Raw genomic sequence first — 21,258 nt, forward strand, 5'->3', positions numbered from 1 at the left:
CGAAGCCGCGGAGTTCTCTGCCCCCGCGTTCACGCGGGGGCAGGAGTCACGGCCACACGGACTTGATGATCACGGGGGAATCCGTGCACCACGCTGCTCATCTGGCATCCGCCACCACCGACAAGAACCTGCAACTCGCCCTCAAGGTCCTGCCCGCGATCGTGGTCATCCTGGCTGGTTCGGCACTGTGCGGGCGGCTGGCCATCTGGCTCAGACAGCCGCGCGTCCTGGGTGAGATGGTCGCCGGCGTCCTGCTCGGCCCCACCCTGTTCGGGGCGCTCTTCCCGGATGCCCAAAGAGCCGTCTTCGCGCCCGAGGTCAAGCCGATCCTGTACGTGCTGAGCACCATCGGCCTGACGCTGTTCATGTTCCTGGTCGGTGCCGGCCTCGACCATGGCTCGGGCAAGGGCACCAAGGACATGAGGAACGCGGGCGTGCTGGCCCTCTCCGGCATCCTGCCGTCCCTGCTGCTCGGCGCCGCAGCCGCCTTCGTCCTGTACGGCAAGCTCTCCCGCCCCGGCGTCAGCACCTTCGAGTTCGCGCTGTTCCTCGGCGGCGCGCTGTCCATCACCGCGTTCCCGATGCTGGCCCGCATCCTGTACGAACGGAATCTGCAGAACACCCCGATCGGCCGAATGACCCTGCTCGGTGCCTCCGTCGACGACGCCGCGGCCTGGTGCTTCCTTGCCGTGCTCTCTGCCATGCACACCGGCTCCGGCGCCCCGCAGGCCCTGCGCACCATCGGCCTGACCGCTGTGTTCGCCGCTGTCATGCTCCTGGTTGTCAAGCCGTTGCTGCGCCCGCTGGGCGATCGGGTGGAGCGCACCGGCAAGTTCGGCTTCGACCACATGTACCTCGTCGTCGGCATCGTGCTGCTGTCCGGCCTGTTCACCGATTACATCGGCATCTACTCCGTGTTCGGTGGCTTCATCGCGGGCCTGGCCATGCCCCGCAACCCGGCGTTCCGCGAGGCCCTGCACGGCCGCATGATGGACATCGTCTGTGTGCTGCTCCTGCCGATTTTCTTCGCCTTCTCCGGACTCAACACCGAACTGGGCGGCATCACCAACTGGACCGCGTTCGCGATCATCCTGGCCGCCGGCTTCATCGGCAAGTACGCCGGCTGCGCCGCCGCCATGCGTACCGTCGGATTCACCTGGCGCGAGTCCTGGGCCGTCGGCGGCCTCATGAACGCCCGCGGCCTGATGATCCTCATCTTCATCAACATCGGCCTCGCCCAGGGCATGATCACACCCCAGGTGTTCGCCATGCTGGTCCTGGTCGCAGTGATCACCACCGCCGGCGCCATACCTTTGTACCGCTTGGCCCTGCCCGAACGGCTGGAAGCGCGGATGCTGCCCACCCCGGGGGAATCCGGCCCCGCTGGGGCCGCGGTGCCGCAGGGCGAGCGCGCACCCGCGTAAGCCCTCCGTGCCGACCGGACCGCGATATCGTGCCTCCGGCCGGCGTCGGTGAGGGGTTCCTGCTCTACCGTGCCGCCTCACAGGGCAGTTGACGTCTGTCCGCCCGCGCGGCCCTACGTCGAACAGCTCATGGTCGTACGCAACACCTGAATCCACCAGTCGATCAGCCGATCGGCCGCGGTCCCGTCGAGGCCAACGCTGCGGCGGAACTCGTCTCCGAACAGTGGCTCCATCACCATGGCCTGGTGCATCGCGGCCACGGTCACTTGGATGTCTTCGCGTGACGGCGCCCTGCGCCCGCTGGTCGTGGACTGCCGCCGGGCCTCGGTGTACAGCCGGTCGACGACCTCGTTGAGCATTCCGCTGCCCGTATCGCGCCAACCGGACCGGTGCAGGGCGAGCGCGAGTTGTGCGTAGCCTTCGGCGTACATCCGGTGGAGCGCACGGACCAGGCCGGCCGGGTCCGCCGGGCCGTGGTTCCACGTCTCCAGGACGGCGCGCAGTTCGGCCCTCAGCTTGGCTCCGCCGAATCGCAGCAGCGCTTCCAGTAGTTGGTCACGGGTGCCGAAGTGGTGGTTGATCGCGGCGTCCGACACGCCGATCGCGGCGCCCACGGCCCGCACCTGCACGGCGGACGGGCCGCCGGCGGCGAGCAGCTCGCTCGCCGCTTCCAGGATCAAACGCTTGGCGACATCCGGGTCGCGCCGTACTCGCGTGGTCACCCGCCCAGATTACCTTGACGGGCCAAGGCGCCCCTCCTTACATTGGGCACTCAAGGTACAGAGGCGTGTACAGATCAACTCTGACCGGAGGAGCCCCCCGTGGCCGAAGCCGACCCGACAGTTCACCCCGATCGACGCCGGTGGGCTGTGCTGGCGGTGATGTCGTTCTGCATGTTCATCGTGGTGATGGACAACACCATTCTCGTGGTGGCGTTGAAGTCGATTCAGCAGTCCCTCTCCGCGACCAATGCGCAGTTGCAGTGGACGATGGACGCGTACACCCTGACGTACGCGGCGCTGATGTTCACCACCGGCGTGCTCGGCGACCGTCTCGGCCACCGCAATGTACTGGTCTTCGGGATGCTCTTCTTCACCGTCGTGTCCACGTTCGGCGCGTGGTCCGGCGACACCGCACAGCTGACGCTGTGGCGCGCGCTGATGGGTGTAGGGGCGGCCGTGGTCCCCGGCTGCACCATGGCGGTGATCACCAATGCCTTCCCTCCGGCCGAGCGGGCCAAGGCCATCGGGCTGTGGTCCGTGTCGAACGGGCTCGGTATCGCCTGCGGCCCGGTGATCGGCGGGGCGCTGGTCAGCGAGTTCTGGTGGGGGTCGGCCCTGCTGGTGAACGTGCCGCTGGCAGGACTGGCCATGCTGGCCATCGTGCTCCTGGTACCCAACACCAAGGCCCCGCAGCCCGGGCGCCTGGACATCGCAGGGGTGGCTCTGTCGGCCTCCGGGGTCGGGCTGATCGTTTACGGCGTCATCGCGGGCGGCGAACCCGCGGGGTGGTTGCGCGCTCCGGTGTTCGGGCCGATCGCTGCCGGCGGCGTTCTGCTGGGGACGTTGGTATGGCATTCCCGACGCGCGGCGAATCCGGCGCTGGACCTGCCGTTGCTGCGCACCAGGGAGTTCGCGGCCGGGGCCGCCACCATGTCGCTGACCTTCCTCTTGGTCAATGGCGCCAGTTTCGTCCTGGTGTTTTATGTGCAGATCCTGCGCGGTTTCTCGCCGTTGCAGTCAGGTCTGCTGATGCTGCCGGTGGCGGTGGGGGCAGTCCTCACGGGACAACGCAGCGATGCGCTGATGGACCGGTTCGGCTCCGCGGCGGTGGTCGCGGCGGGCGCCATCACGTTGTGCGCCGGGTGCACCGGCTTCGCGCTGCTCGATCTCCACACCGGCATCTGGGTCTTCATTGTGCTGCAGTTCGTCTCCGGCCTGGGGTTCGGTGCGACTCTGGCGCCCTCGATGACGGCAGCGCTGTCGGTGGTGCCGAAGGCGCGGTCCGGCGCCGGATCGGCCCTCGCCAACACGTTCCGGCAGTTGGGAACGGCGCTCGGCGTGGCCGTGCTCGGGTCGTTGCTGGGGACGATATACCGGAACCAGTTGGGCGACCGTATCGAAATCCTGCCCCAGCAGGCGCGCGGCGAGGCGGGCAACTCCATCGGATCGACCCTGCTCGCGGTCGAGCGGGCACGCGCCGGAGGCGACGGGTCCGGTCCCGCTGAACTATCCCGGTTCGCGCGCCGGGCCGCGGAACTGGTCACCGCGGCACAGGACTCCTTCCTCGTCGCGATGCGGGTGACGATGGTGGTCAGCGCCGGTGTGGCGTTGCTGGCGGCGGCGGCCGCGATGCTGTGGCTGCCGAAGCGGGAACCGCGGGAACCGTCATCGGCCCGGAAGGCCGATGTGTCCGTGGGGTCGAGGTAGCACCGCCCGTGGCCACCGGACAGTCGACCGAGTCCGCCGTCTCGCGGTCCCACGCGCCTTTGTTCGTCCGGAAGGCGGGGGCGGGTCCGCCCGTCGTGCTCGTGCACGGCGGACTTCCCGCTCGCCACGCCTGGGCCCGCCAGCAGGAACTCGCAGCCCGGTGGTCGCTGATGATCCCGAGCCGCCGGGGGTTTTCACCAAGTCCCCCTGCGCCGCGACAGGATTTCCTCGTGGACGCCGAAGACATGGCGGCGCTCGTCGCCGGCATTCCTGGTGGCGCGCATTTCGTCGGGTTCTCTTACGGCGGATTGGGGATGTGTGTGGCAGCCGGTCTGCAGCCGTCCCGGGTCCGGTCCCTGACGTTGATCGAGGTGCCGTTGTGGAGTGCCGCCGGCGCGGACGAATCGGTGCGGAGGCTGGCGGAGGTCGCCGATCGATTTGCCGAGGGGCATCGTGACGCGCCGACCGAACGCGAGTTCCTGGCCGTGGCCGGCCTCGATCGTCAGTGTCTCGACACCCGGGACGACGACATGCGTCAGGCGATCGAGCTCGCGCGCAATTTTCGCTCCCCGGGCGAGGCGAGCCCGCGGTTCGGAAGGATCGTCGAGGCCGGCATACCTGTGCTCGTCGTCTCGGGCGGCCACGCACCGGCGATCGAGGTCGTGTGCGATGCCGTCGCCGCCCGGACCGGCGCGCAGCGGATCTGCGTCACCGGAGCCGGCCACGCGGTCCAGCGCGCGCCCGGCTTCAATCCGATGCTGGAGGCATTTCTGACTGCGGCGGAACACCGCGCGTCCCACCGGTGAGGCCGGGGGCCGGGCCGTCCGGCGGACCCGCCATCCGCAGCGCTCCTCAGCTCACGCGGGCCTCGCCGCCGGGGACGTGGTCGCGCTGCGGCTGCCCGAACGGGAGGTGCTGCACGTCGAGGTAGCCGAGCGTGAGCGACTCGCCCGCCTGATGATCCAGACCCTGGAAGAACTCCATGGCTTAAAGGGCCTCTCGTTTGGATCATGCCGGGCTCCCGAGGTGATCCAAACGAAAGATCCTGGACGAGGCGCTGCACCGCCCGCTGGTGACGTCTCCGCCCCGTGGACTTGGCCGAGCAGGCTCAGCGCCTTCGCCTTGCTGCCCTTGTCGCCCAGGCGGCGGGCGAGATACACGTGAACGGGTCGCATGCCTGCGCGCCGCACGGTGCTCGCCACGACGCAAGAAGACCTGCCCAGAGCGCGGTCCCCAGTGATTCGGCCGCTTGGGCGCCTCGCGGTACGGCGAATTCGATCAGCGATTCCCCGCGGACTGGAGATGTTCCCAGTGATCCGTCAGCGCGAGGAGACGCTGGAGAAGCTCGCAGAAAGTCGTCAGGTCGAGGCCGTCTGCGTCTTCGGCGCCGATGCCGTGGTGGGGCATGTTCATCAGCAGCTGGAGTTGGTCACCGGACCACTGCTGGGCGGTTTCTCCGCAGGAGAACGGATGAGGGCGAGCCAGGATACCGGTGGCGTCCTCGGGCAGCAGGACATCGCTCACGAGCTGGAGCTGGCTGATCTCGTGCCGGAAGAGACGGTGCAGTGCCCTGCTCAAGAGCGCCATGTCGGCTGTATTGCGAGACAACCCTTGGGCGTACTCGCGCAGTAGGGTGTGGAAGGCGTAGCGGCCCGGGGCAGGTGAGCTCAGCATATTGATGTCCACCAACGTCTCCAGGTCCTGGCTGACCCTCCACGCCGAGTCGCCGAGAAGGATTCCCGCGGTGGTCAGCGTGAAGTCGTCGACGTCCAGGTTGGACAGTAGCTTGAAGAGGGTTTGCTGGCTCTCGGAGAGCATTGCGTAGCGTACGTCGAAGCTGCTCCGGACTTCGAGGCCGCTCAGGTGCCACTGGTCGACATCGGCCCGGTCCCGCTGAAGGCTGCTGATGAGATCCACCAGGCGCCAATGAGGACGGGCGGCCAGCTTCGCAGCGACCGATTGCAGGGCCAGGGGCAGCCCACCGCAGAAATCGATCAGTGCCGCAGCGGCCTCCGGTTCGGCCAGGAGGCGATCACGCCCGATGCTCTTGGCCACCAGAGCCAGACTCTCATCGGGGGGCAGCATGGCGAGTTCGACGTTGTACGCGCCGGGGAGGGCGGTGAGCCGGCCCCAGCTGGCGATGAGCACGGCGTTTCCCGGTTCCGCGGGGATCAGGTCCCGGACATCCATCGTGTCGGCCGGGTTGTCGAGCACCACCAGGCAATGCCGGCCCGCGAACAGCGATCGGCAAAGACGTTTTTGCGATACAGGGTGCACCGGTAATTCGAGTCCCGCGGGCGCCAATGCCTGAAGGAAGGATTTCAGAGCCGCGTGTGTCCTGGACGCAGCGCCGCCCAGGTCGGCGTACAGAACGCCGTCCTTGAACTCCTGGCTCAGCCGGTGCGTCACATGGGCCACAAGAGTACTCGCGCCGGCCCCGGGCGGGCCGGACACCGTGACCAGGGGAACGTCATGGCGATTGTCGGTCAACCTGCCGACGATGTCCTCGATCTGTGACGCCTGGCCTGTGAAGTGGGGAGGAGCTGGCGGCAACGGGTTCGGCGTGAATTCCCCGGCCGACTGCGTGTCGCCGCTCATGGCGGTGACCTGAGGCGAGCCCGGTATCTGTGGTTCGTCGTCGGTGGGCGGCGAGCTTCCCGGTGTCAGAATCTGATGGTAGAGACGCTGCAGGGGCGGGCTGGGATCGGATCCCAACTCGTCGGCCAGTGTCTCCCTGAGTCGCTGGTAGGCGTGGAGCGCCTCTGCCGAGCGTCCCGTCTCTGCCAGCGCGTTTATCAGGTGTTTCCAGGACTGTTCCCGCAGCGGGTGTTCCTCCGTCAGCCTTTGCAGCTCGGTGACGGCAACCGCACCATTGCCGATCCGGATGCAGGATTCCGCCCACAGTTCGATCGTCTGCAGCCGGGTCTCCTGGAGGCGATGGCACTCGCTGTGCCGCAAGGATTCCGACGGCACATCGGCCAGGGTTTCACCTCGCCACAAGCGCAAGGCATTCGTGAGGGTGTCGGATGCGAGCTCCCAGTTCTCGTGAGCCGCTGCCTGACGGCCTGCGGCGCTGAGCATGAGGAACCTTCGGAGGTCGATTTCGTCGTCGGCCACCGAAATCAGGTAGCCGGTGGGCAGCGTCCGGATTCTCTTGGCCGAGTCCGGGCCGAGTTTCTTTCGCAGCCGCATGACGTAGCTCGACAGCGTGGCGCGAGCCTTGGCCGCGGGCCGGCCGTCCCACACGGTCTCCAAGAGGTCGGTCGCGGGCACCAAAGTGTTGTGCTTGAGGAGTAGGCTCGCGAGCAGTATGCGAAGTCGCGTGCTCGAAATGACCAGTTCCTCTCCCCGGTCGTCGCGAACGAGTAAGGGGCCGAGAATTCCGAACTCCATGATGGACTTCCCCCGTATTGATATGTGCTTGTGACTCCGATGGGATCAGCTTGCGTTGCGTTGACGAGGTTGCCTGACGTCGGCCGTGACGCGCCGGATCTGCGCCGGAATCTCGCCGGCGGTCGCGGTTCGAGGGGGAGGGGCGGTGTCGGCGTTCCACGAGTCGGTGCGGTCGCGCGGGGCGCGGCACCACATCGACTGCGTGATCTGGATGCCGAAGCGGCCCTCAGTCGGGTTGGAAGCCTGGCCGGTACGCGGCTTCATCATCTTCTTCGGGAACGCCAAGAAGTTCGCTCAATTCCGGTTTGGCTTACGTTGCCCGATCGCTTCGCCGTTGTCGACGTTGACAGGGGCGCACAGGTTCGCGGTCCGAAGGGTGGTGCCGGGCCATACCTCTCGGCTTTCGCGCCACCTTGATGATTCAGCCATCTTTTTTCGATCTCCAGACCGGCGATCCACGCCGCAAAAGCTGACGTCAATGGGTCAGGACGTGCTAGAGCCTCGGTACGGCCAACGGCACGTCATGACATCGAATCTTCGACAAAGTAGCACGCGTGATCCGGGGCTTTCAACGGCGATGCGGACGGGCACATGACGGGCCGGAGGCTCTCGCCGGATGGGATCTCAAGAACAAGATACCCTGGAGACAAGAGTTTTTTTGGCCGTTCATGCGGCGCGGTGAGGTCGGATACCGAGCGGTGAGCCAACGATCAATTGCCGCGGTCTTGCCGATCATCTATGCGTGTATCGAAATTGGATCTCGGCCGTGAGACGATCTTGATTCGTGGCGGGTGGAGACCTGACGAACGAGCAATGGACGGTGCTGGAGCCGTTGTTGCCGAAGGGTAAGAAGTCCGGTCGGCCGCCGACATGGAGTCGGCGGCAACTGATCGACGGCATACACTTCCGGGTCCGTACTGGCATCCCGTGGCGAGACTTGCCTGCCGAATACGGGCCGTGGAGCCGGGCGTATTACCTGTTGCCCAGGCGGACGCCAAGGACCTGATCACTGGGGACATCAACGTCGACTCCACCGTCGTCCGTGCCCACCAGCACGCTGCATGGGTATGGCTGTGGAGCAACGGCAGAAGCCCATGTCGATCGTCATCACGGCGGGGCAGCGGGGCGACTCCTCGCAGTTCGAGGCCGTCCTGGGCCGTGTCCGGGTTCCCCGGCTGGGGCCGGGCAGGCCACGCACCCGGCCCAGGCGGGTGCGCGCGGACAAGGCGCACGCTTCTCGCAAGAACCGCGCCTACCTGCGACGACGCGGCATCCGCTGCACCGAACCCGACAAGGGCGAGTGGCTCTGACCAGCACATTGCTGCGTGCCCATGTGAGCGGATTTCTCGTCCGGCCAAGCGGCCTTACGATCTTCGGCACGCCGGGATCTCGTTCTGGCTCTACTCCGGAGTGGACCCGGCCGAGTGCGGCCGCCGCGCCGGCCAGAGCATCGAGGTTCCCTTTCGCCACTACGCCAAGTTCCTTGACGACCTTCGAGAGCAGGCGAACCGTCTCATCGAGCAGTCCATGAACGAGTAACAGCGCGTCAGTCAAGGTGACGTACCCGAGGGCTGAACCGGGTGTTTGGTCCGTGACTGGTCCGGAAGCACTGGTCAGTAGGGGTGCAGTCGTGAGAGGAATTGGGAGTCAGCGCGCAGGCCGGGCTCGGTCGAGAGTGGGTTGAACGAAAGGCGCCTGACGGGTGAAAACCCAGTTCAGGCGCCCTTTCGCATATGTCTAGAAGAATCCCAGCCGCTTCGGCGAGTACGACACCAGGAGGTTCTTGGTCTGCTGGTAATGCTCCAGCATCATCTTGTGCGTCTCGCGCCCGATGCCGGACTGCTTGTAGCCGCCGAACGCCGCGTGCGCCGGGTAGGCGTGGTAGCAGTTGGTCCAGACACGGCCCGCCTGGATCGCGCGGCCCGCGCGGTAGGCGGTGTTGGCGTCCCGGGTCCACACGCCCGCGCCGAGCCCGTACAGCGTGTCGTTGGCGATCTTGATGGCGTCGTCGAAGTCGTCGAAAGAGGCCACCGAGACGACCGGGCCGAAGATCTCCTCCTGGAAGACCCGCATCCGGTTGTCGCCCTCGAAGATGGTCGGCTGCACGTAGTAGCCGCCCTTCAACTCGCCGTCGTACTCGATGCGTTCACCACCCGTGAGGACCTTCGCGCCCTCCTGCCGGCCGATGTCCAGGTAGGAGAGGATCTTCTCCAGCTGGTCGTTGGACGCCTGGGCGCCGATCATCGTGTCGGTGTCGAGCGGGTGCCCCGGCTTGATCTGCCGGGTGCGCTCGACCGCGGCCGCCAGGAACTCCGCGTAGTGGCCGCGCTGGACGAGCGCCCGCGACGGGCAGGTGCACACCTCGCCCTGGTTGAGCGCGAACATCGTGAAGCCTTCCAGCGCCTTGTCGCGGAAGTCGTCGTCGTGCGCCCACACGTCGTCGAAGAAGATGTTCGGCGACTTGCCGCCCAGTTCGAGGGTGACCGGCTTGATGTTCTCCGAGGCGTACTGCATGATCAGCCGCCCCGTCGTGGTCTCCCCGGTGAACGCCACCTTCGCCACCCGCGGGCTCGATGCCAGCGGCTTGCCCGCCTCGACACCGAAGCCGTTGACGATGTTCAGCACGCCCGGCGGCAGCAGGTCCGCGATCAGGCTCACCCAGTAATGGATGGACGCAGGGGTCTGCTCGGCCGGCTTGAGCACCACCGCGTTGCCCGCGGCGAGCGCCGGCGCGAGCTTCCATGTGGCCATCAGGATCGGGAAGTTCCAGGGGATGATCTGCGCGACGACCCCGAGCGGCTCATGGAAGTGGTACGCCACCGTGTCGTCGTCGATCTCGCCCAGCGACCCCTCCTGCGCGCGGATCGCACCGGCGAAGTACCGGAAGTGGTCGATCGCCAGCGGGATGTCCGCCGCCAGCGTCTCCCGCACCGGCTTGCCGTTCTCCCAGCTCTCCGCCACCGCGAGGGCTTCGAGGTTGGCCTCCATGCGGTCGGCGATCTTCCGCAGGACGTCCGAGCGCTCCGTCACCGACGTACGGCCCCACCCGGGGGCGGCCGCGTGCGCCGCGTCCAGTGCCCGCTCCACGTCCTCCGCGGTGCCGCGCGCGATCTCGGTGAACGGCAGTCCGTTGACCGGCGACGGGTTCTCGAAGTACTGCCCGCGCGCCGGCGGCACGTACTCGCCGCCGATGAAGTGGTCGTAGCGCGACTGGTAGGAGACGATCGCGCCCTCGGTGCCCGGCGCCGCGTAACGAGTCATCCTGGTGTGCCTCCCGGTGCAGCGCTGCCCGCCCTTGGGCAGCTCTCGGCGCGAGGCTAGGCGCGCCGACGTTGCAAGTACGTTGCACCCCCGGCCCACCCTCCTGCCCGCGCGGCGGGCACCGCCAACTCCATCTCCAGGGACGCCAGTCGGGACCGCACCGACGCCGTCGGGCGCACCGTCGCGAGCGCCCGCCACACCTCGATGTCGTCCTCGCCCCACGGCGCGTGCGCCCAGTCGGCCAGCAGATCGGGATCGCGCTGCGCGACCAGCGCCGTCCGCAGCCCCCGCGCGAGCCGCTCCCGCAGCCGTACGATCGCCGGGGCCTGCGAACCGGGCAGCAGCGGACCGGCGTACGCCTGCGCCGCCGCGGTGAGCGCCCCCGACGCCAGCCGCCGCTCCACCACGGTCGCGTCCGCGTCGACCGGGGCCGTCAGCCGGTACGGCCGCGAGGCCAGCAGCCCCGGCCCCAACGACCGCCGCAACCGCGCCAGTTCCGCCCGCAACGTCACCGGGGTCACGGACTCGTCCGCGTACAGCGCGCACAGCAACGCGTCACCCGTCAGCCCCTCGGGATGCCGTGACAGCAGCAGCACGATCTCGCTGTGCCGACGGCTCAGCCTCATCCGCCGCCCCTGGGCGATGAGTTCGGCCTCGTCCCGGCCCAGCGCGCGCAGCATCGGCGGGTCCGCGGCACACCACGCCGGAGCGAGCAGCGCCAACTGGGCCTCCGCCGCCCGCGCCACGGCCTGCACGAACCCCAGACTGTGCGGATGCGCCAGCCCGTCCCCACCGGTGACGTCCACGGCGCCCAGCACCCGCCCGGTGCGCGGATCGTGCACCGGAGCGGCCACGCACGTCCAGGGCTGCACCCGCCGGGTGAAGTGCTCCGCCGCGAACACCTGCACCGGCCGGTCCAGCGCCACGGCGGTCCCCGGCGCGTTGGTGCCCACCGCCGCCTCCGACCAGCGCGCACCCGGTACGAAGTTCATCGCGTCCGCCCGCCGCCGCGCCCCCGGGTGCCCCTCGACCCACAGCAGCCTGCCCTGCGCGTCGCACACCGCGAGCAACTGCTCGTCCTCGGCGGCGAACGTGCCCAGCAACTCCCGGAACAACGGCATCACCCGGGCCAGCGGATGCTCCGCCCGATAGGCGCCGAGATCACCGTCGGACAACTCCACGCACGCCGTGCCATCCGGTACGACACCGGCCCGCACGCTGCGCCGCCACGACTCCGCCACCACCGACCGCACCGGGCGCGGCACCGCGCCCACCGTGGTGAACGTCTCGTGCGCGCGGCGCAGCACCCGGACCCGCTCGGCGGGATCGGCCCCCGGTTCCAGGGCCACCCACGGATCGGTCAACTCGGCCTCCCCGGACGGTGTGACGGCGATGATCCGGCCGGGACCATCGTCACGTGCCGTGTCCGCGCAGACAACCGGTGTGACGCCGGTTCGGGATCTGTGCTAGGCGAAGTTGACGAGTCTGATGTAGCGGACCCAGTCCCAGTTGGGGCCGGGATCGGTGTGGTCGGTGCCGGGCACCTGGTAGTGGCCGATGATGTGCTCCCTGTCCTTGGGGATGCCGTATCTGTCGCAGACGGACGCCGTGAGCTTCGCCGACTGCTCGTAGAGGGCGTTGGTGAAGTAGGAGGGCTGGTCCACCCAGCCCTCGTGCTCGATGCCGACGCTGCGGGTGTTGTAGCTCCAGTTGCCCGCGTGCCAGGCGATGTCGCTCTCGCGCACGCACTGGGCGACGTGTCCGTCCGCCGACCGCACCACGTAGTGCGCGGTCACCTGCTTCTCCGGGTCCTGGAAGATGGCCAGGGTGTTGGCGTAGGTCTCCTGGGTCACATGGATGATGACCCGGTCGATCGCGTAGCTGCCGGGCCGGCTGGAGTCCGTGTAGTTGGAGGTGCTGGCGGGCGTCCACTCGGCGGGCGGATAGTCGACGGAACCGCTCGCCCCGGCCTGCGGTTCGGGAAGCAGCGCGTACGGAACGGCGGCGAGCGCCGCGCCTTTCAGAATCCAACGTCTGCTCAGACGCGGCCTTTCCCGGTCCATGTCCATCGTGGGGAGCCTTTCTGGAGTGGGGGAGTCGGGGAGTGATGGGACTACGGGTGGTGGTGCGCTTGCATGTGGGGGGGCGGGTGTCGGGCGTCGTGGTGTGCGCGGTCTCCCGTGACCGGTCGTCAGCCGCGCAGCGTCCGTGCGGTCTCCCGGAGCCGCGCGTGCACACCGCGGTAGGTCTCCCGCGCGGGCAGCCACTCCTTGCGGAGCTTGGCCACGCAGGTGTAGTTCGTGTCGCACACGTTCGCCAGCGGTGACTCGACGGTCTGGGTGGCGAACTGGTACGCGTCCAGTTCGCTGAACCCGTAGTCGCTCACCAGCCAACGCACCAGGTCCGCCTGCGATATCCGGAACGCGTCCTCCAACGGGCGCGCCGAGCCGGTCGAGACGATGTGCGTGTCCGATTCCAGCCGGGGCCACGGGGTCGCGACGCCCTTGAGGAGGTCCACGATCACCACGGTGTTCATCGCGCACTCCACCGCCACCCCGCAGGTCTCGCCCTCGCCCTGGCGGGCATGTCCGTCGCCGAGGCTGAGCAGGGCGCCCGCCACATTGACCCCGAGGTAGCAGGTGACGCCGGCGCGCATCTCGGGCGTGTCCATGTTTCCGCCGTGCGCGTCCGGGACCAGCGCCGAGCGGACCTCCAGGTTGGCCGGCGCCACGCCCACCGTGCCGTGCATCGGCTCCAGGGGCAGCTCCCTCTCGAAGTCGCTGTCCCGCGCCCGGAAGAGGGCGGTGCGCCGGGCACGGTCCAGCTCCCAGATCCAGACCCGCTCCGGCAGCGGCGGCTGGAGCGAGGCGGTGGCGTGGGTGGAGGTGAGCGCCCCGAAGAGGGGGACCGTGGTGGACGCCGCCCAGTCGCGGGCCGGTTCGATCGACACGAAGTGCACGGCCACCGTGTCGCCCGGCTCCGCGCCCTCGATGTGGAAGGGACCGGTCTGGGGATTGAGGAACGGGAACTCGCAGACCTCGGACACAAGGTCCTTCTCGGAGCGGACCCGCCCGGCGAAGCAGTCCTCCGTGAACAGGTCGAGCACCGTGCCGGGCGCGATGCGGGCCACGGGTGCCGCGCCGCCGAACGTCCAGGCGTACTCGTCCGGCTCCGGTCGCACGGTGAGGATCCGGGGGTCGGTCATCGTGTCGTGGGTCCCTTCTGATGGGGCGGGTCGTAGGGGAGGGCGGGGGAGAGTGCGGGCCGGCGGAGGAGAGTGCGGTCCGCCGGGCAGCAGCCGCAACGTGGAGTGGTCGGAGTGGTCGTCGTGGTCGGCGTGGCGTGGGGCGGCGTGGTGTTCGGTGTGTTCGGTGGGCGGGGCCTGTGACCACCAGGCATCGGGCGGTCGTACGGCACGCGGCGCCGGTGAGGGGACCGGTCAGCCGACCACGCTGCCGTCCTGCCGTGGGTCGGCCGGGGCGTCCTCCTCGATGTGCACCCGCGCGGTCTCGGCTATGCGCTCGGGGTGACGCCGGGCCAGGACCAGCAGCACCACCACGCCCGCCGCCATCCAGACGCCGACGATCGGACCCGCGTAGGACACCGGAGCCGTCAGCTCGGTCACGAAGTCGAACACCGGCAGACCGGCCGCCGTCAGCAGCGCCGGGACGAAGGCGACGATGCCCAGCACCGGGAACAGCAGATGCCGTATCGGCTTGAGGGCACTGCCGCCGACCCGTGTGAAGTGGCCGGCGCACGCGAGGTTCACCACGATGTACACGCCGATGACGACCGTGACGATCACCGTGGCCAGGAGCAGGAACGCGGTCTCGGGGCCGTAGCCGAGGCCGAGGCCCAGCACGGCGCCGACGGCCACGACGGTCTGCACCGTGATGCCCGCCACGGGGGAGCGGCGCCGAGGATGGAGCGTGGCGAGCACCCCGGGCAGGACCCGGATGCGGGCCAGGGCGAAGGCCGTACGGGTCGACACGTTCGCGCACGCGTTGGCGTTGGCGATCGTGGAGTTGACCACCGCGAGGAACAGCAGCACCCAGAAGAAGCCGAAGGAGGCCCGCGCGACCCCCTCCCAGGAGGCGTTGCCCGACGCGCCGAACCCGGCGAACCGGTCCGGTCCGAAGTAGACGGTCATCGCATAGGTGGTGACGACGTAGAACAGGCCGATTCCGAGGGCCGCGCCCAGCACCGCGCGATGCATCGTCCGCCGGGGCTCGCGGGTCTCCTCCGCGAGCGGTGCCGCCGCCTCGAATCCGGCGAAGGCCAGCACGGTGTACACAGATCCCGCGAACACCCCGCCGATCCCGGAATGGCCTGCCACGGTATGCGAAGTGCCGAAGACAGAAAGGGTGTTGGCGCCGCCCGCTCTACCGATCAGCAGCGCGGCGAACACCAGGAGGACAAGGACCTCGAAGGCTCCGAGGACGGTGCCGAAGCGGGCCGAGGCGCGCACGCCCAGGTAACCGGCGACGGCGATCACGACCGCTCCCGCGAGGGAGTACGGCCACCACAGATCCGCCGGGTACGAGGGCCACTCGTCGTGCAGTGTTCCCGCCACCGTGAAGCCCAGTTGCAGGAGCAGCAGCGGGGGGACCAGCATCTCCACGAAGACATAGCCCCAGCCGACGAGGAAGCCGACGGCCGGATGCAGTCCCCGCGCCGCGTAGGTGGCGACCGAGCCGGCCGCGGGCAGCTCGCGGGCCAGCTCGGCGACGCAGGAGGCGGTGAACAGACAGGCCACCAGGGCGACCAGCAAGGCCAGCGGCAGGCTGCCGCCCGCGAAGGCCGCACCGGCCGGGATGGAAGCGGCCACCGCGGCGGCCGGCGCCATCGCCGTGATGCTCTGGAACAGGACCTCGCGTAACCCGATGGCGTCACGCCGCAAAGCCCCGGTGCTCTCCCCGTGCATGTGTCCCCCGATGTCTGTCCGTCCGTTGCCGCCCGATCTGGGTGAATGCCGCTCAAGTCACGAGGTCCGCGCAGGTTCTGACGCTCCGGCAGCGCGTGCCTCGTGCGATTCACGGTACGGCGCGGGCGGGCCCGGCAGAAGGGTGCGCCACGGTTCCGTGGACAAGCGGAAGCCTGTGGATAACTTCGCCACTCATTCGGGCGAGGACAGTGCGCCGGGGACCGCACGACCACGCCGGAGCCTCCGGCGGACACCTGGGCATCGTGGCCTGCCACCACCGTCCGCAGGCGTGTGGCGAAGCGTCAGGACCGTTTGGCGACCGAAGCCGGATCGTCCAGCACGGCGCGGACGACAGAGTGCGCCGCGCCCAGCAGTGGACCCTCGGGGCCGAGCGGTGACACCGCCACCGGGCAGGCCGGGCCCGCCGTACGGCCCGTCAGCTCCGCCTCCAGCGAGGGCAGCAGCCAGGGCGACAGGCCCGCCAGGGCACCGCCCAGGACCACCGTCTCGGGGTCGAGCAGGTTCACCGCCCCGGTCAGCGCGATGCCGAGGGCCGTGCCCGCGTCCCGCAGCGCCGCCCGCACCCCCTCCTCGCCCTTCCCGGCGCGCTCCGCGAGCAGACCGACCAGATCCTCGCGCGGCTGGAGCCCCGCCGCGCGCAGCACCGCTTCCTGGCCCGCGTACTGCTCCAGACAGCCGCGTCCGCCGCAGGCGCAGGCCGGGCCGTCCGGTCGTACCGGCACATGGCCCAGCTCGCCCGCGAACCCCCGCGTCCCGCGCAGCAGTCGCCCGTCCACGACGATCGCCGCGCCGATGCCGATCTCGGCCGACACATGCAGGAACTCGCGCGGTGTACCGGCGCCGAGCCACAGCTCGGCCAGCGCGCCGAAGTTGGCCTCGTTGTCCACCGTGAGCGGCCAGTCGCCGGGCAGCAGGGCGCCGAGGTCCGTGTCGCGCCACTCGAGGTTGGGGGCGCGTACGACGGTGCGGCCGTCCCGCGCCACCAGTCCGGGCACGGCGACCGCGAGCCCGGCGGGCCACAGCTCCTCCTGCTCGGCCTCGGCGACCACCTGGCCGACCAGCGCCGTCAGTTCCGCGATCACCTGCTCGGGGGCCCGGCCGCGGTTGGCACCTCGGCGCACGGCCCGCGCGCGGACCGCGCCGCGCAGGTCGACCGCGCACACCGCGAGATGATCGACGCCGATCTCGGCCCCGATGCCGGCCGGGCCGCGGCCGCTCACTGCCAGCGCCGATCCGGGCCGGCCCACGCGGCCCGGTCGTTCGGGGCCCAGTTCCTCCAGCAGTCCCCAGCGGATCAACTCGTCCACCAGGGTCGACACCGCGGCCCGGGTCAGACCGATGCGGGAGGCCACCGCGGCCCGGGAGAGTGAACCCTCGGCGCTGACCGCGTGCAACACCCGCGCGAGATTGCGCCGGCGCATGCCCTGCTGGGTGTCCGGCAGAGCCCGGCCGACCCCCGTGGGTCGGGCCTCGTGCAGCGGTGCGGTCATGCCTGCGTCAATCCTCGTTCCAGGGCCGGGTGGCGCGGCTCAGCGGTCTTCCGTACCCCGCTCCAGCAGCGGGGCCGCGTCGGAGAGTACCCCGCCGATCCGGGCCAGCGTCTCCTCGTCCCGGGACACGGGCTCCAGCACCGGTCCCGCCGCGGTGTTCCAACGCCGGGCGACCGCGGCCGGATCCTCGCCGGTCAGCAGCCCGGCCGCCTGGGCCGCCGCACCCAGGGCGACCAGTTCCTTGGCCACGGGGAGCTGGACCGGCCGCCCGGACAGCCGTCGTACGGTCTGCTGCCAGGCATGGCCCCGCGCGCCGCCGCCGATCAGCAGCAGCGGGCCCTCGCGGTCCGCGTCCTCGTCGAGGACCAGGTCGAGCGCGCCGAGCAGCGAATGCACCGCACCGTCGTACGCCGCCTGGAGCAGCTGGCCCGGGGTCGTGTCGTGGCGCAGCCCGAGCAGCAGCCCGGAGGCGTTCGGCAGATCGGGGGTGCGTTCACCGTCCAGGTACGGCAGGAGCGTCACGGAGCCGCCGGGTGCGACGGCCTCGCGGTCCAGGCCCAGCAGGGTCGCGACGCGGTCGACGGCGAGCGTGCAGTTCAGGGTGCAGGCCAGCGGCAGCCAGTCGCCGCGTGCGTCGGCGAAGCCCGCCACCGTGCCGGTGGGATCGGCCGGGCGGTGCCGGGACACGGCGTACACCGTGCCGGAGGTCCCGAGGCTCAGTACCGGGGTGCCGGGCAGCAGCCCGAGGCCCAGCGCGGCCGCCGCGTTGTCACCCGTGCCGGAGGCCACCAGTGTGCCCTTGGAGAAAGGCAGTCCGTGTCCGTCGCGTACGGTCCCGGCCACCTCGCCGGGACGCACCACCCGGGGCAGCAGCGCCGGGTCGAGCCCGAGGTGCGCCAGGGTGTTCTCGTCGTAGTGCTCCGTGGCGGACGCCCACCAGCCGGTGCCGGAGGCGTCCCCGCGATCGGTGACGGCCTGCCCGGTCAGGCGCTCGGTGAGGTAGTCGTGAGGGAGTCGTACGGCCCTGGTCGCGCGGGCCGCCTCCGGTTCGTGCTCGGCGAGCCAAGCCCACTTGCTCGCCGTGAACGATGCCCCGGGCACGCTGCCGGTGCGCTCGGCCCATGCCTTCGGGCCGCCCAACTCCTCCACCAGCCGACGGGCCTGCGGCGCGGAGCGGACATCGTTCCAGAGCAGCGCCGGCCGCACCGGTTCACCGCGCTCGTCCAGGGTGACCAGGCCGTGCTGCTGGCCGCCGACCGAGATCGCGGCCGCCTCGTGCGCCGCGTCACCGCACTGGCGCAGCGCCTCGCACAGGGCGTCCCACCACTGGCGCGGATCGCTCTCCCGGCCCCCGCCGGTGGTGACGGTGTGCGGCGCCTGGCCGCTCGCCACCACCTGCCCGGTGGCCGTGTCCACGACCAGCGCCTTCGTGGACTGGGTGGACGTGTCCACGCCGACGACGAGCGGACCCTCCGCTGCTGACATGGGGCTCTCCCTCTTCCGCGGCTCAGCGGGATGTGCTGTGGGGCGCTCCCGAGGACACCCGAGGGCGCCCGTGGAAGACATCTGTCGAAGACACCTTGTGGTCGAAGACACCTTGTCTCTTCCCAGAGGCGTGGTCGCATACTAATTTGTAAACGGCCATGACGAAATAGTCGTACGGAACAGTCGTACGGAACAAGGAGCCGCACCATGAGCTTCCAGCCCACCCCCGAGGACAGGTTCACCTTCGGTCTGTGGACCGTCGGCTGGCAGGGAAGGGATCCGTTCGGCGACGCCACCCGCCCTGCCCTCGACCCGGTCGAGACGGTGCAGCGCCTGGCCGAGCTGGGCGCCCACGGAGTGACCTTCCACGACGACGACCTGATCCCCTTCGGGTCCTCCGAAACCGAGCGCGAGTCGCACATCAAGCGCTTCCGCCAGGCCCTGGACGCCACCGGCATGACGGTGCCCATGGCCACCACGAACCTCTTCACCCACCCCGTCTTCAAGGACGGCGGCTTCACCGCCAATGACCGCGACGTACGCCGGTACGCGCTGCGCAAGACGATCCGCAACATCGACCTGGCGGCCGAACTGGGCGCCAAGACGTATGTCGCCTGGGGCGGCCGTGAGGGCGCCGAGTCCGGTGGTGCCAAGGATGTGCGCGACGCCCTCGACCGCATGAAGGAGGCGTTCGACCTCCTCGGCGAGTACGTCACCGCCCAGGGCTACGACCTCCGCTTCGCCATCGAGCCCAAGCCCAATGAGCCCCGCGGCGACATCCTGCTGCCCACCGTCGGCCACGCCCTGGCCTTCATCGAGCGCCTGGAGCGCCCGGAGCTGTTCGGCGTCAACCCGGAGGTCGGCCACGAGCAGATGGCCGGCCTGAACTTCCCGCACGGCATCGCGCAGGCCCTGTGGGCGGGCAAGCTCTTCCACATCGACCTCAACGGGCAGTCCGGCATCAAGTACGACCAGGACCTGCGGTTCGGCGCCGGCGATCTGCGGGCGGCGTTCTGGCTGGTCGACCTCCTGGAGAGCGCCGGTTACGAAGGCCCGCGGCACTTCGACTTCAAGCCGCCGCGGACCGAGGACTTCGATGGTGTGTGGGCCTCGGCCGCGGGCTGCATGCGCAACTATCTGATCCTCAAGGACCGCGCGGCCGCCTTCCGCGCCGACCCGGAGGTGCAGGCGGCGCTGCGTGCCGCGCGCCTGGACCAGCTGGCCCAGCCGACCGCGGCCGACGGCCTGGACGCCCTGCTCGCCGATCGCACCGCGTTCGAGGACTTCGACGTCGAAGCCGCCGCCGCGCGCGGTATGGCGTTCGAGCACCTCGACCAGCTGGCGATGGACCACCTGCTGGGCGCGCGCGGCTGACGGCCATGAGCGCGAGGCGCTGACGAAAGAAGGCCGGGGGCACGGCACACGGACGCGTGCCGTGCCCCCGGCCGTTCCGTTGCGCATGACAGTCGCGCACGGCATGGGCGTCTCGCGGCGACCCCCTATGCTGACGTCGTGACCCGGGTCACCTCGCCACGCTCCGTGGCCGCCGCCCGATCCGGGGAAAGCGGCCCACTAGGGGCACACATCAGGGATGTCTCAGGGGCGAGGCCCGGAACCGCGGGGAGCCGGAGGCCGTTCTCACAGCAGAGAACGGCAGTGGCCGTTGAAGGAGGCGACGTTCATGTCGAGAAACGCGAAGATCGCCGTCGGGGGTGTGGCGGTCGGCCTGGTGCTGCTGCTCCTGGGGCTGCCCCTGTGGGTGGTGCTCCTGGTCGTGGTCGGAATCCCGGTCGCCGGCTACCTGGCGCTGGATCCGTCCCAGCGGCGCAGGCTCCGCAGGCTCAGCCGCAAGGAGATCGGCCGCTGAGACGGACACCGCGCCACCGCTGATCACAGGGGCCGTACGGCCATCCTGTCGAGGGCGTCCAGCAGTCCGGGCAGTTCCGGGCCGCGGCCGACCGGCAGGACCTCGCCGGGCTCTTCGTCGAGCAGGACGAAGGCGATGTCGTCGGTGCGCGCCACCATCGACCAGCCGGGGCCGTCCGCGCGCAGCGTGCGGGCGTCACCGGGGGCGAAGGTGGAGCGCACCCGGCCCAGCGGCGGCGGTGAGTCGACGTAGGCGCGCGCCTCCGTGAGCACCCGCCGGATCCCCCGGTGTCCGCCCTTCGGCTGTTCCGCGGCGCCCTCGGCCGCCTTGTCGCGCTCCTCGGGCCGCGCCGAGGGTCCGGTGGCCGAGGTCCGGCCGCCGGGTACGGCGAACTCGGCGTCGTCGATCTGCTGTCTCCAGGCCGCCCACTGCGCCGCGATCTCGTCGGCGCCCAGGCGCCGCTGCGCCGGGCCCCAGACGCTGGTGTCCGGCGGACACAGCGGGGGCCGCTCGCCCGTCTCGGGAGCGGGATCGTGCGGCGCGGGAACACCGGGAGCCGCCACGGCGACCGCCAGCGGCCAGCCGGGCAGCGCGGTCACGATCGCGTGCTCCTCCGGCGACAGCTCGTACTCCAGGCCGCAGTCCCAGGACGCGATCGCCACCGCGACCAGCGAGACATCGTCGATGACGACCGTCCAGCGGGCGCCGTCACCGTCCTGCCCGAGCACCAGGCCGTACCCGTCGGCGCGGGGCGCGAGCCCCAGCGTCGCGCACGACTCCGGATAATCGTCGCCCAGCACGCTCGGGAACTGCGCCGGCGTCAGCAGCACCGCCGTCAGCACATACAGCGCATCGTCCGCGGCGGCGACGGCCCCACCGTCCGTCCCGGCCATCCCTGCCTCCCAGTGGCTTGTCCAACCGCGCGCACCCTAATGCGGACGGAAGGCCCTTGTCACGACTCCTC

The 21,258-nt window shown here is 70.0% G+C and carries 18 protein-coding genes and 1 pseudogene; 7 read left to right on the plus strand and 12 right to left on the minus strand.

The window, feature by feature from the left end; translation table 11 throughout:
* The first annotated feature begins 83 nt into the window (after positions 1 to 83).
* A complete protein-coding gene (locus AB0N90_RS00610; protein ID WP_365192084.1) occupies positions 84 to 1,424 on the plus strand; it encodes a cation:proton antiporter in 1,341 nt (446 codons plus the stop codon).
* A gap of 113 nt (positions 1,425 to 1,537) precedes the next feature.
* On the opposite strand, the gene AB0N90_RS00615 is transcribed toward AB0N90_RS00610, so the two are convergent.
* Positions 1,538 to 2,146 (minus strand): helix-turn-helix domain-containing protein, encoded by a 609-nt coding sequence (locus tag AB0N90_RS00615; RefSeq protein WP_365192085.1) that lies wholly within the window; start codon positions 2,144 to 2,146, stop codon positions 1,538 to 1,540.
* Positions 2,147 to 2,245: 99 nt separating this feature from the next.
* On the opposite strand from AB0N90_RS00615, the gene AB0N90_RS00620 reads away from it, so the two are divergent.
* Together AB0N90_RS00620 and AB0N90_RS00625 are read left to right on the plus strand one after the other, a co-directional pair.
* A complete protein-coding gene (locus AB0N90_RS00620) occupies positions 2,246 to 3,853 on the plus strand; it encodes an MFS transporter (protein WP_365192086.1) in 1,608 nt (535 codons plus the stop codon).
* A 95-nt stretch (positions 3,854 to 3,948) separates the two neighbouring features.
* The gene (locus AB0N90_RS00625) at positions 3,949 to 4,659 is read left to right on the plus strand and encodes an alpha/beta fold hydrolase (RefSeq protein WP_365192763.1); all 711 of its coding nucleotides are present in this window, start codon (positions 3,949 to 3,951) and stop codon (positions 4,657 to 4,659) included.
* Between the two features lie 46 nt (positions 4,660 to 4,705).
* Here AB0N90_RS00625 and AB0N90_RS00630 read toward each other — a convergent pair whose 3' ends face one another.
* The 3 genes from AB0N90_RS00630 to AB0N90_RS00640 form a co-directional block, all read right to left on the minus strand.
* Positions 4,706 to 4,837: a hypothetical protein gene (locus AB0N90_RS00630; RefSeq protein ID WP_365192087.1), complete on the minus strand. Its 132-nt coding sequence runs from the start codon at positions 4,835 to 4,837 to the stop codon at positions 4,706 to 4,708.
* Between the two features lie 294 nt (positions 4,838 to 5,131).
* The gene (locus AB0N90_RS00635) at positions 5,132 to 7,246 is read right to left on the minus strand and encodes a BTAD domain-containing putative transcriptional regulator (protein WP_365192088.1); all 2,115 of its coding nucleotides are present in this window, start codon (positions 7,244 to 7,246) and stop codon (positions 5,132 to 5,134) included.
* Between the two features lie 45 nt (positions 7,247 to 7,291).
* Positions 7,292 to 7,531, minus strand: coding sequence for a hypothetical protein (locus AB0N90_RS00640; RefSeq protein WP_365192089.1), 240 nt, complete (start codon positions 7,529 to 7,531; stop codon positions 7,292 to 7,294).
* A 535-nt stretch (positions 7,532 to 8,066) separates the two neighbouring features.
* On the opposite strand from AB0N90_RS00640, the gene AB0N90_RS00645 reads away from it, so the two are divergent.
* Positions 8,067 to 8,252 carry a transposase gene (locus AB0N90_RS00645; RefSeq protein WP_365192765.1) on the plus strand — a complete coding sequence of 62 codons (186 nt, stop codon included), beginning with the start codon at positions 8,067 to 8,069 and terminating at the stop codon, positions 8,250 to 8,252.
* Positions 8,253 to 8,430: 178 nt separating this feature from the next.
* Positions 8,431 to 8,523, plus strand: a pseudogene (locus AB0N90_RS00650) (IS5/IS1182 family transposase); the annotation flags it as partial.
* Positions 8,524 to 8,983: 460 nt separating this feature from the next.
* Here AB0N90_RS00650 and AB0N90_RS00655 read toward each other — a convergent pair.
* From AB0N90_RS00655 to xylB, 7 genes are all read right to left on the minus strand, one after another.
* Positions 8,984 to 10,507, minus strand: coding sequence for an aldehyde dehydrogenase family protein (locus AB0N90_RS00655; RefSeq protein WP_365192090.1), 1,524 nt, complete (start codon positions 10,505 to 10,507; stop codon positions 8,984 to 8,986).
* Between the two features lie 56 nt (positions 10,508 to 10,563).
* The gene (locus AB0N90_RS00660; RefSeq protein ID WP_365192091.1) at positions 10,564 to 11,871 is read right to left on the minus strand and encodes a GAF domain-containing protein; all 1,308 of its coding nucleotides are present in this window, start codon (positions 11,869 to 11,871) and stop codon (positions 10,564 to 10,566) included.
* A gap of 102 nt (positions 11,872 to 11,973) precedes the next feature.
* Positions 11,974 to 12,570 carry an N-acetylmuramoyl-L-alanine amidase gene (locus AB0N90_RS00665; RefSeq protein WP_365192092.1) on the minus strand — a complete coding sequence of 199 codons (597 nt, stop codon included), beginning with the start codon at positions 12,568 to 12,570 and terminating at the stop codon, positions 11,974 to 11,976.
* A 128-nt stretch (positions 12,571 to 12,698) separates the two neighbouring features.
* A complete protein-coding gene (locus tag AB0N90_RS00670) occupies positions 12,699 to 13,712 on the minus strand; it encodes an acetamidase/formamidase family protein (RefSeq protein ID WP_361669516.1) in 1,014 nt (337 codons plus the stop codon).
* A 234-nt stretch (positions 13,713 to 13,946) separates the two neighbouring features.
* Entirely contained in the window at positions 13,947 to 15,431 is a 1,485-nt protein-coding gene (locus AB0N90_RS00675; protein ID WP_365192093.1) for an APC family permease, read from the minus strand.
* A 302-nt stretch (positions 15,432 to 15,733) separates the two neighbouring features.
* Entirely contained in the window at positions 15,734 to 16,942 is a 1,209-nt protein-coding gene (locus AB0N90_RS00680; protein ID WP_365192094.1) for an ROK family transcriptional regulator, read from the minus strand.
* A gap of 39 nt (positions 16,943 to 16,981) precedes the next feature.
* Complete coding sequence (gene xylB, locus AB0N90_RS00685) at positions 16,982 to 18,427, minus strand: xylulokinase (RefSeq protein WP_365192095.1); 1,446 nt, start codon at positions 18,425 to 18,427, stop codon at positions 16,982 to 16,984.
* Between the two features lie 207 nt (positions 18,428 to 18,634).
* Here xylB and xylA point away from each other — a divergent pair, with 207 nt between their 5' ends.
* Positions 18,635 to 19,801, plus strand: a complete 1,167-nt coding sequence (gene xylA, locus AB0N90_RS00690; RefSeq protein ID WP_365192096.1) for a xylose isomerase — start codon at positions 18,635 to 18,637, stop codon at positions 19,799 to 19,801.
* 307 nt (positions 19,802 to 20,108) lie between these two features.
* Positions 20,109 to 20,294 (plus strand): hypothetical protein, encoded by a 186-nt coding sequence (locus tag AB0N90_RS00695; RefSeq protein WP_361669527.1) that lies wholly within the window; start codon positions 20,109 to 20,111, stop codon positions 20,292 to 20,294.
* A gap of 23 nt (positions 20,295 to 20,317) precedes the next feature.
* Here AB0N90_RS00695 and AB0N90_RS00700 read toward each other — a convergent pair whose 3' ends face one another.
* Entirely contained in the window at positions 20,318 to 21,187 is an 870-nt protein-coding gene (locus AB0N90_RS00700) for a hypothetical protein (RefSeq protein WP_365192097.1), read from the minus strand.
* Positions 21,188 to 21,258 lie beyond the last annotated feature (71 nt).

This window comes from Streptomyces sp. NPDC093018, assembly GCF_040684035.1.
In the GTDB taxonomy this organism is placed as follows: Bacteria; Actinomycetota; Actinomycetes; order Streptomycetales; family Streptomycetaceae; genus Streptomyces; species Streptomyces murinus.